Annotated in this window: 6 protein-coding genes; 5 read left to right on the forward strand and 1 reads right to left on the reverse strand. The window is 74.3% G+C overall.

The annotated features are described in order from the left end of the window. The first annotated feature begins 95 nt into the window (after positions 1 to 95). From FOE67_RS12465 to FOE67_RS12485, 5 genes are all read left to right on the forward strand, one after another. Positions 96 to 965, forward strand: a complete 870-nt coding sequence (locus FOE67_RS12465; protein ID WP_182663576.1) for a universal stress protein — start codon at positions 96 to 98, stop codon at positions 963 to 965. Then, positions 962 to 3,775, forward strand: a complete 2,814-nt coding sequence (locus tag FOE67_RS12470) for an HAD-IC family P-type ATPase (protein ID WP_182663578.1) — start codon at positions 962 to 964, stop codon at positions 3,773 to 3,775. Before FOE67_RS12465 ends, FOE67_RS12470 begins: the two co-directional genes overlap by 4 nt. Positions 3,776 to 3,875: 100 nt before the next feature. Then, entirely contained in the window at positions 3,876 to 4,688 is an 813-nt protein-coding gene (locus FOE67_RS12475) for an alpha/beta fold hydrolase (RefSeq protein ID WP_182663580.1), read from the forward strand. Then, the gene (locus tag FOE67_RS12480) at positions 4,685 to 6,016 is read left to right on the forward strand and encodes a SpoIIE family protein phosphatase (RefSeq protein WP_182663582.1); all 1,332 of its coding nucleotides are present in this window, start codon (positions 4,685 to 4,687) and stop codon (positions 6,014 to 6,016) included. Before FOE67_RS12475 ends, FOE67_RS12480 begins: the two co-directional genes overlap by 4 nt. Then, positions 6,013 to 6,390 (forward strand): STAS domain-containing protein, encoded by a 378-nt coding sequence (locus FOE67_RS12485; protein ID WP_228473820.1) that lies wholly within the window; start codon positions 6,013 to 6,015, stop codon positions 6,388 to 6,390. The genes FOE67_RS12480 and FOE67_RS12485 overlap by 4 nt, the downstream gene beginning before the upstream one ends. Positions 6,391 to 6,459: 69 nt before the next feature. Here FOE67_RS12485 and FOE67_RS30635 read toward each other — a convergent pair whose 3' ends face one another. Continuing rightward, positions 6,460 to 6,615, reverse strand: a complete 156-nt coding sequence (locus FOE67_RS30635; protein WP_369075290.1) for a DUF6069 family protein — start codon at positions 6,613 to 6,615, stop codon at positions 6,460 to 6,462. Position 6,616: the final 1 nt, after the last annotated feature.

Genomic DNA, 6,616 nt, shown 5'->3' on the forward strand with positions numbered 1-6,616 from the left:
CCCGTCCCCCCGGATCCCCGCGACCGGGGCGTCACCGTCGCCCCCGCCGAACGTCCCGGTCGCGGGATTCCCCTTCCCCCACGACAATTGCAGACATGGACGGCCCGCTGTTCTCCGTGATCGCGGTCGCCCTGTGGGTGGTGACCGGTCTCGTGGGCACCGCCCTGATGGCGCGTCTGGGATACCGACATCCGCTGTGGCTGCTGTGGGGCGTGTTGTTGGGCCCCTTCGCCGCCGCCGTGCTCTCCGAACGCGCCGAGCACTCGCCCCGCCTCGTCGTCGCACCGGCTCCCGGCACCCCGGGGACCGGTGCGATCGACGGTGCCGACGGGGCCCCCGGGGCCGGTGTGCCCCGGGAGGACGAGAGGACCGCTGTCAAGGGCCGAAACGGGGGATTCTGCGTCCTGGTCGGCATCGGGGGCGAAACCGGCGCGGAGCGTATCGTCGATGCCACCGGTCGACTGCTCCGTTTCCGTCCCGCCCGGGTGGTGTTGACCACCGTGGTCGACCACGACACCGCCGGGACGGCCGACCGACCCGCGACCGTCCCCGCCACGGACGGCGCGACCGACACCGACCCCGCCCGTCGTCGGGCCCGGGAGGAGATCGACCGGGCCCTTCGCCTCCTGAAGGGATGCGCCGTGGAACTGGCCCGGTTCCGGACAACGCCCCCGCCCCTCGTCGAGATCGCCGCCGGCCGACCGGCGACCGCCCTGGTGGACCTCGCCCGCTCGGAGGGGGCCGACGTGATCGTCGTCGGTTCCCCGCTCCACCGCGCGCACCCCGTGCGCGGGGGTGTCTGCCGCGAACTGCTCGACCACTCCCCGGTGCCCGTGCTGGTGGCCCCCGCCGCCGGCCCGGAGCCGCGGCGCCCCGCCGGCAGGGGCACTCCCGAAGGGGCCGGTGACGGCCGCCGGCGGGTGGCACCCGGAGCCGGTGGCCCGTCGACCTCCGCGGCGACATGAGCGCCCCGGCCGGCGACCGCCGGCTCGAGGTCCGGGACCGCGCCGGGGACGCCGGTGACCGCGAACGGCGCGCGGAGGCCCACCGCCTGGGCGCGCACGAGGTCCTGCTGCTCACGGAGACCGACCCCGAGCGCGGTCTGAGCACCGCGGAGGCGAAGTCCCGCCTGGAGCGCTGGGGTCCGAACGCGCTGCCGCAGACCGGCGGGAGCGGCACCATGACCCGGCTGCTCCGGCAGTTCCACCACCCGTTGATCTACGTGCTGCTGGTGGCGGCGGTGGTCGCCCTGCTGCTGGACGAGCCGGTGGACTCCGCCGTCATCATGGCCGTGGTGCTCGCCAACGCCGTCATCGGCTTCGTGCAGGAGTCCCGCGCCGAGGCCGCCCTGGACGCGCTGCGCGCCATGGTCCGCACCCGGGCCAAGGTGGTGCGCGACGGTGTCCCGCACAGCGTCGACTCCGAGGACCTGGTCCCCGGCGACCTGGTCCACCTCGCCGCCGGCGACAAGGTCCCGGCCGACCTGCGCCTGGTGCGGCCGGCCGAGCTGAGGGTGGACGAGTCCGCCCTCACCGGCGAGTCCCTGCCGGTGTCCAAGGACGAGTCGGCACTGCCCGTGGAGACGGTCGTCGCCGACCGGCGGAACATGGTCTGGTCCGGCACCCTGGTCACCGGCGGCACCGGCACCGGCGTGGTCGTCGCCACCGGCGGGGAAACCGAGCTCGGCGAGATCCACCGCCTGGTGGGCGGTGCCGACACCCTCGCCACCCCGCTCACCCGCAAGCTGGACTCCTTCAGCAAGGTGCTGACGGTCGCGATCCTCGCCCTCGCCGCCGTCACCTTCGTGCTCGGCCTGCTGCGCGGCGACGAACTCGGCCTCACCTTCACCGCGGCCGTCGCGCTGGCGGTGGCCGCCATCCCCGAGGGGCTCCCCGCCGTCGTGACCATCACGCTGGCCATCGGCGTGGCGCGGATGGCCAGGCGGCGGGCCGTCATCCGCCGGCTGCCCTGTGTGGAGACGTTGGGCGGGACCACCGTCATCTGCTCGGACAAGACCGGCACCCTGACCCGCAACGAGATGACCGTGCGCCGGGTGTGGACCCCGGAGGGGGTCTTCACCGTGGAGGGCACCGGGTACGGGCCCGAGGGGGCGATCCTCGGCCCCGACGGCGCACCGCTGACGGACGCCGCCGCCGGTGGGGAGGCCCTGCGCTGGACGCTGCTGACCGGCATCGCCTGCAACGACGCCCGGCTGACGCACGACGCGGAGGGCGACCGGTGGAGGCTGATCGGCGACCCCACCGAGGGCGCGCTGCTCGCCGTCGGGGCCAAGGTGGGACTGGACCCGGCGGGGGTGGGGGCCGAGTTGCCCCGGCTGGACACCGTGCCGTTCAGCTCCGGGCGACGGCGCATGGTCACCCTGCACGAGCACCCCGCCGAGGGGGGCACCGTCACCCTCGTCAAGGGTGCCGTGGAGGGTCTGCTGCCGATCTGCGAACGGCAGATGGGCGCCGACGGCCTGCCGCGTCCGCTGGACCGGGAGGCCGTGGAGCGGGCCGTGGAGGAGTTGGCCGGACGCGGCCTGCGGGTGCTGGCCACGGCCGTGCGCACCGGCCCCGCCGGGGTGCGCTCCCTCTCCGGGGGGAGCGGCGACGCGGCGGACGGCACCGAGGGTCCCGACGGGGCCGCCGGGGAGGAGCGCGGCTTCGTGCTCACCGGCCTGCACGCCATGATGGATCCGCCCCGCGACGCCGCCCGGGACTCCGTGGCCACCTGTCTGCGGGCCGGCATCGAGGTGAAGATGATCACGGGTGACCACATGGCGACCGCGCGGGCGGTCGCCACGGACCTCGGGCTGCCCACCGAGCGGCCCGGCGCCGTGGTCACCGGCGGGGAGCTGGCCGCCATGCCGCCGGAGGAGTACCGCGCCGCGCTGCGCGGGGCCACCGTCCTGGCCCGGGTCTCCCCGGAGCAGAAGCTGCGGATGGTGGAGGCACTCCAGGAGAGCGACGAGGTCGTGGCGATGACCGGCGACGGCGTGAACGACGCGCCGGCGCTGCGCCAGGCGGACATCGGTGTGGCGATGGGCCGCGGCGGCACCGAGGTGGCCAAGGAGGCCTCCGACGCCGTACTGCTGGACGACGACTTCTCCACCATCGAGGCGGCGGTGGAGGAGGGGAGGGGCGTCTTCGACAACCTCTCCAAGTTCATCGTCTGGATCCTGCCCACCAGCATGGGACAGGCGCTGGTCATCCTCGCCGCGATCGTGATGGGCACCGCGCTGCCGGTGCTCCCCACCCAGATCCTGTGGGTGAACATGACCACGGCCGTGCTCCTGGGGCTGATGCTGGCCTTCGAACCGCGCGAGCGCGGCATCATGGACCGGCCGCCGCGCAGTCCCTCCCAACCCCTGCTGACCCGGGCGCTGGGCCTGCGGGTGCTGTTGGTGGGCGTGCTGATCGTGGCCGCCGCCATGTGGTTGTTCGCCCACGAGCGCTCGCTCGGGGCCTCGGACGAGGCGGCGCGCACGGCCGCGATGAACGTGGTCATCGCGATCCAGGTGTTCTACCTGTTCAGCTGCCGGTCGCTGCGGCAACCCGCGTGGCGGGTGGGGTTCTTCACCAACCCGTGGATCCACGTCGGGGTGGGTCTGCAGATCCTCGCGCAGGTGCTCATCACCTACGTGCCGGTGATGAACACCCTCTTCCGGACCGAGCCGATCGGCTTCGACACCTGGGCCCGGATCCTGGCCCTGGCCGCCCTGGCCTCGGTGGTGGTGGCGATCGACAAGCGGCTGCGCCCCGGCGCGCTGTGACCCGGCCGGTCGGGGAGGGGCACGCACCTCCCCGACCGGCTCGTCCCCGCCGTTCGGCGATCGATCCCCGGACGGGGCCGATCGGTGGCAGGATGGGCCCATGGACGTGCGCAGGCGCAACAACGTCGTGATCACCGGTCGGCCCGACGGCCCGGTGGTGATGCCGGCACACGGCTTCGGGTGCGATCAGAACATGTGGCGGCTGGTGGTTCCCGCGCTGGCCGAGGAGCACCGGGTGGTCCTCTTCGACTACGTCGGTTCGGGCGGCTCCGACCTCGCCTCCTGGGACGCCGACCGCTACGCGAGCCTGGACGGTTACGCCCGGGACGTCCTGGAGATCTGCGAGGAACTCGACCTGCGCGAGGTGATCTTCATCGGTCACTCCGTCAGCGCCATGATCGGGGCCCGCGCCGTCGCGCGGGCCCCGCATCTGTTCTCCGAGCTGGTGATGGTGACCCCCTCGCCCCGCTACCTCGACGACCCCGACACCGGCTACCGGGGCGGCTTCACCGAGGCGGACATCGACGAGCTGCTGGAGGCACTGGACTCCAACTACCTCGGCTGGTCGGCCGCCATGGCCCCGGTGATCATGGGCAACCCCGAGCGGCCCGAACTGGGTGAGGAGCTGACCGAGAGCTTCTGCGCCACCGACCCGGCGATCGCCCGGGTCTTCGCCCGGACCACCTTCCTCTCCGACACCCGCGCCGAGCTGCCCGACCTGCGGGTGCCGACGCTGATCCTGGAGTGCGAGCAGGATCCCATCGCCCCGCGGGAGGTCGGTGCCCACGTGCACGCCGCGATCCCCGACAGCACCCTGGTGACGCTCGACGCCACCGGCCACTGTCCCCACCTCAGCGCCCCGGAGGCCACCGTCGGGGCGATCCTGTCCTTCCTCCGGGAGCGCGGCCGATGAGCTCGCCCGGCGCCGGCGACGGGGACACCGGACGCGGGGGTGCACCGGGTGCCGGCTCGGCGGCGCCCGGGCCGGAGACCTTCACCGCGCTGCTCGAGGACAGCACCGAGGACCTGTACGAGCACGCGCCGTGCGGCTACCTCTCCACCCTGCTGGACGGGGAGATCGCCCGGATCAACTCCACGCTCCTGGGCTGGCTGGGCCTCACCCGTGAGGAGGTGGTGGGGCGGATGCGCTTCTCCGACCTGCTCACCGTGGGCGGCCGGCTCTACCACGAGACCCACTTCGCGCCGCTGCTGCGGATGCAGGGCGAGGTCTCGGGCATCGCCCTGGAGCTGCGCCGCGCCGACGGCGGGCGGTTGCCGGTGCTGGTGACCTCCACCGTGAAGACCGGCACCGACGGCCAGCACCTGCTCATCCGCACCACCGTCTTCGACGCCAGCGAGCGGCGGGCCTACGAGAACGAGTTGCTGCGTGCCCGCCGGGAGGCCGAGGAGGCCGCGGAGACGGCCGAGCGGGCCCGGGAGACGGCCGAGCGGGAACGCCGCCGGCTCCGGGAGGTGCTGGCCACCCTCCAGCGCAGCCTCCTGCCGCCCTCGCTGCCCCGGGTGCCGAACCTGCAGGCGGCCGCCCACTACCACACCGCCTCCCCCGACCACCTGGGCGGCGACTTCTACGACCTCTTCCCGCTCGGTGAGGGGCGCTGGGGGTTCTTCCTCGGTGACGTCTGCGGCAAGGGGCCCGAGGCCGCGGCCGTGACCTCGTTGATCCGCTACACCCTGCGCACCGCCGTGCTGCACGAGCCGGACCCGGTCGGCGCGCTGCACGTCCTCAACGACGTCCTGTACGAACGCGGCGCCGACGGGGACCCGCGCTACTGCACCGTCATCGCCGGCTCGCTGACCCCGTCGGCCGTCCGGGGGGACGGCTCCCCCGGGGCGTACGCGGTCCGGTTCGCGAGCGGTGGGCATCCCCCGGCCTTGTTGCTCCGTTCGGAGGGCCGCGCGGAGTACCTGCCCACCCCGGGCGGGGTGCTGGTCGGCGTCCTGCCCCGCCCCCGTTTCGTCGGCACCGGGGTCACCCTGCGGGCCGGTGACACCCTCCTGCTGTACACCGACGGACTCACCGAGGCCCGCGTGGGCGCGGGGGCCGCCCGCTACGGCGAGCGGGCGCTGCGCGTCCTCGCGGAGAACCTGGCGCCGGCGGGGGCCGATCGCCTGGTCGAGGCCGTGACCACCCTCTTGGAGAGGTTCGACCCGGGCGCGGACGACGACACCGCCCTCCTCGCCCTCGGCGTCCCACCGCACACCACCGGGAAACCGATATGACCGACATGACCGACCTGACCACGGGCGTCCGGCGGATCCGGAACGGAACCATCCTGACCGTACGCGGCGAACTCGACTTCCACAGCGCGGAGCGCTTCCACCGGGCCCTGCGCGAGCAGGCCCTCGCGCCCGGCGAGGTGTTCGTGCTCGACCTGGGCGGCCTGGAGTTCTGCGACTCCAGCGGCATCACGGGCTTCATCACGGCGCGGAACCGGGCCGTGGAGGCCGGGGCGCGCATCGCGCTGGTGAACGTGCCGGCGCACACCGCCCGGGTGCTGGACATCATGGGGCTGGGACCGATCCTGCCCATCCACCCGGGCCTCGACTCGGCCCTGCGCGACGGCACCCGCCCCACCGGTACCGCCGGGGCGTGACCCCGCGGGGACCCGTCCCCCGGCGGGGTCGCGCCCCGGTGCGCACGGGCCCGGGTTCCGAGGGCACGGTCACCCGCCGGGACGATGACGGCGGTGGAGTGCCGGCGCGAGGATCGCCCCGGCACCGACCACGAGGTGCATCACCGTCGGGGTCGGGACGGTGGCGCCGTCCGTGTCGGCCGACAGCGGGCCGGCCACCGACAGCACCGCCGGGGCCCCTCCCACC

Source organism: Streptomyces calidiresistens (genome assembly GCF_014141525.1).
In the GTDB taxonomy this organism is placed as follows: Bacteria; Actinomycetota; Actinomycetes; order Streptomycetales; family Streptomycetaceae; genus Streptomyces; species Streptomyces calidiresistens.

Bases quoted from the DNA above. Each gene is read 5' to 3' on its own strand.
- FOE67_RS12480 (WP_182663582.1), top strand. From the start codon at position 4,685: ATGAGCTCGCCCGGCGCCGGCGACGGGGACACCGGACGCGGGGGTGCA.
- FOE67_RS12465 (WP_182663576.1), top strand. From the start codon at position 96: ATGGACGGCCCGCTGTTCTCCGTGATCGCGGTCGCCCTGTGGGTGGTG.
- FOE67_RS12485 (WP_228473820.1), top strand. From the start codon at position 6,013: ATGACCGACATGACCGACCTGACCACGGGCGTCCGGCGGATCCGGAAC.
- FOE67_RS12475 (WP_182663580.1), top strand. From the start codon at position 3,876: ATGGACGTGCGCAGGCGCAACAACGTCGTGATCACCGGTCGGCCCGAC.
- FOE67_RS12470 (WP_182663578.1), top strand. From the start codon at position 962: ATGAGCGCCCCGGCCGGCGACCGCCGGCTCGAGGTCCGGGACCGCGCC.